At 30.7% G+C, this 2475-nt stretch carries 3 protein-coding genes; all 3 read right to left on the bottom strand.

The window, feature by feature from the left end:
* Positions 1 to 405 precede the first annotated feature (405 nt).
* Complete coding sequence (locus tag ACH5TW_RS00125) at positions 406 to 1122, bottom strand: tetratricopeptide repeat protein (RefSeq protein WP_439334443.1); 717 nt, start codon at positions 1120 to 1122, stop codon at positions 406 to 408.
* A 112-nt stretch (positions 1123 to 1234) separates the two neighbouring features.
* Positions 1235 to 1786, bottom strand: a complete 552-nt coding sequence (locus tag ACH5TW_RS00120; protein WP_439334442.1) for a hypothetical protein — start codon at positions 1784 to 1786, stop codon at positions 1235 to 1237.
* A 161-nt stretch (positions 1787 to 1947) separates the two neighbouring features.
* Positions 1948 to 2319 (bottom strand): hypothetical protein, encoded by a 372-nt coding sequence (locus tag ACH5TW_RS00115; protein WP_439334441.1) that lies wholly within the window; start codon positions 2317 to 2319, stop codon positions 1948 to 1950.
* Positions 2320 to 2475 lie beyond the last annotated feature (156 nt).

The raw sequence follows: 2475 nt of genomic DNA, 5'->3' as shown, positions 1-2475 counted from the left end.
ATAGATTCAGTTGCTTTATTTGAATAAAAACATTCAACAATATCTTCAAAAAATATTTTTGTCCTTTTTTGGGCAGAAACACTTAAAGAAGTTAAAATTATTAATGTCAGAATGAGTTTTTTCATATGTTGCCTAACGGTTGTGTATAAGAATAGTGCGATTTTGTGTCCGAGGATTTTCCGCAGGAAAATCAGAGTGACTAAAAAAGCACTAACCTTTTGATTTAGGAATAAAATTAAGCATTATTTCTTATACTTTGTTGTAAGTAGTGCTTTATTCAGTTGTTTCTTTTTTCCAATATTCTTTCTTTGCTTTTTTCTGTCTATAATATGCTACGAATATTAAAGAAAGAGGAAAGAATAAGATTATCAAAATCCATTTAAATATGTTTGAGATTAAAGTCATTTACTTTTCTTTTTTGATGCAATGTTCTTTTAACATTTCTCTTGCGTCTTTGTCTCCAAGTTTCGCAGATTCAATAAACGCTTGACAAGCGTTTATTGAATCCTTTTTCCCAATGTAAGCTTCACCAATTAAGTAATAGCAATCTTTTTTTGCATTGTTAGAAAGAAGGGACTTTTTAAAATCAGAAATTGCCATATCAAATTCTTCTATAGCTAGATACTCAATTCCGCGCTCAAAATATATTTCACAATCGTGCACATAATAGTCTGCATCATTGTCAAAGTACTTATAATCATCATTAAATTGGAAGGCCATAGCCTTTCCGTCTGAACTAGCGAAACTCTTTAGAGCTCCTTTTGTTTTAAGAGCTTTAGTATAATATTTGATTGCATGGTTCGGTTTTTCAAGTAAGCTAAAGTTATTAGCTATATTAAAGAGGGCAGAGGTATTGTCTGGGTCAAAGTCTAATATTCTTTTATAGTCTTTGTTGCCTTCGTCATAAAGACCCAAATCTGATTTATAAGTTCCTCTATTCAATAGGGCTGGTCTATGGTTTTCTTTTTTTGCAATTGCTTTATCAAGTAACTGTATAGCTAGTTTTAAATCTCCTTTTTTCTCAATATCTAAAGCTTTGTTATAGTATTCGGAAGCAGGCCTAAAATCGCAAGAGTTAAGGGTAATGACTATTAATAATATGTAGATCAGTTTTTTAGGCATTACTTACAACGGTTTTGTGTATGGTTAGTGGCGTGTTTAAGTACCTAATTTAGCAAATAAAAACCAAATAGAAAATCCGCGAGGATTTTCGTAAGTAGGCGAGAACTAGCCATTAATTATACACTTTGTTGGCAACTGTACTTGTTTTTTCAATATAATATTCATTCGATTCAAGTCCAAATAATTCATTCCGTTTGAGGTCAGGATAATTTTTGATTCTTTCCATTAAATCCTCAAAAGTCTCTTCTTTATTCCTTATTTCTCCAAGTTCAAAAAACCATTCGGAAAAATAGATTAATTCCGAAATTCCATATTCAGACGCAATTTTCCCAAATATTTTTCTAATTCCATTTGTAAGTTCAGATTGCTTTTTATCAGCAAATTGAAACCAAGAACTGAATAGTCCAAAAGAGCCTGAAAATTCAATAAAATTCGGATTATCGAAATAAATCCTTAAAGATTGGTCAAGAATTGGCAATTCAAAATATTCAACTCCTTTGGATTGAGTTAAATTCCAATTAACTTTTTCAAATTCAAGTCCAGAATTCTTATTTACAAAGCCAAAGTCAAATTTCTCATTCTTAAGAATTTTAGAAATCATATTTTTATCATTCTCAATTGAGTCTGATTTTCGTATTCCAATTATTTGAATCCAAACTGCCATTCTGTTTAGGTATTGTTGCCAACGGTTGTGTATAAGAATAGTGCGTTTTTGTGTCCGAGGATTTTCCGCAGGAAAATCAGAGTGACTAAAAAAGCACTAACTTTTTGATTAAGAAATAAATTTAAGCATTATTTCTTATACTTTGTTGGCAATAGTATTTTTTATTCAGTTAGATTTTCCGTTATAGATTTCAGAGTTTCAATTTTCGGCATTTCTGTAATTTCAGATTCTCCGTCTATTGAGTAGAATTCCAATTCAGTCGGCATTTTGTCAGTTCCGAATACAGATATTCCAATCAATTCTCCGTTTTTACCTTTTCCAGCGTAATCTATTATTAAATTTCCTTTTTGAATTTCCGAGTCAAATGTTTTTCCAAATATTATAGTCGGACATTTTCCGCAACCACATCTCGCAATAACTTTCAGATTTCCAATTAAATTAGTCCATTCTGATTTTTCTTTTCCAAACAGATAAGTCAGAAATTCAATTTCGGATTTTGTCAATTCTCTTTTATATGGAATGCTATATTTCATTAATCAAATTGTTCATTTTTTACGTTCCGTTGATATTATTGCCAACGGTTACGTATAATATTAGTGGCGCGTTTAAGCACTAATTTAGTAAATAGAAACTTGCCAGCGGAAAATTCCGAAGGAATTTTCCAAGTAAGCTAAAACTAGCCATTAATT

Source organism: Thalassobellus sediminis, from assembly GCF_044386045.1.
GTDB classification, from domain to species: Bacteria; Bacteroidota; Bacteroidia; order Flavobacteriales; family Flavobacteriaceae; genus Thalassobellus; species Thalassobellus sediminis.
This window is presented reverse-complemented; position numbering and strand designations above follow the sequence as displayed.

Excerpts from the sequence above, each read along its gene's own strand:
- ACH5TW_RS00125 (WP_439334443.1), bottom strand. The coding sequence starts at position 1,122 with ATGCCTAAAAAACTGATCTACATATTATTAATAGTCATTACCCTTAAC.
- ACH5TW_RS00120 (WP_439334442.1), bottom strand. The coding sequence starts at position 1,786 with ATGGCAGTTTGGATTCAAATAATTGGAATACGAAAATCAGACTCAATT.
- ACH5TW_RS00115 (WP_439334441.1), bottom strand. The coding sequence starts at position 2,319 with ATGAAATATAGCATTCCATATAAAAGAGAATTGACAAAATCCGAAATT.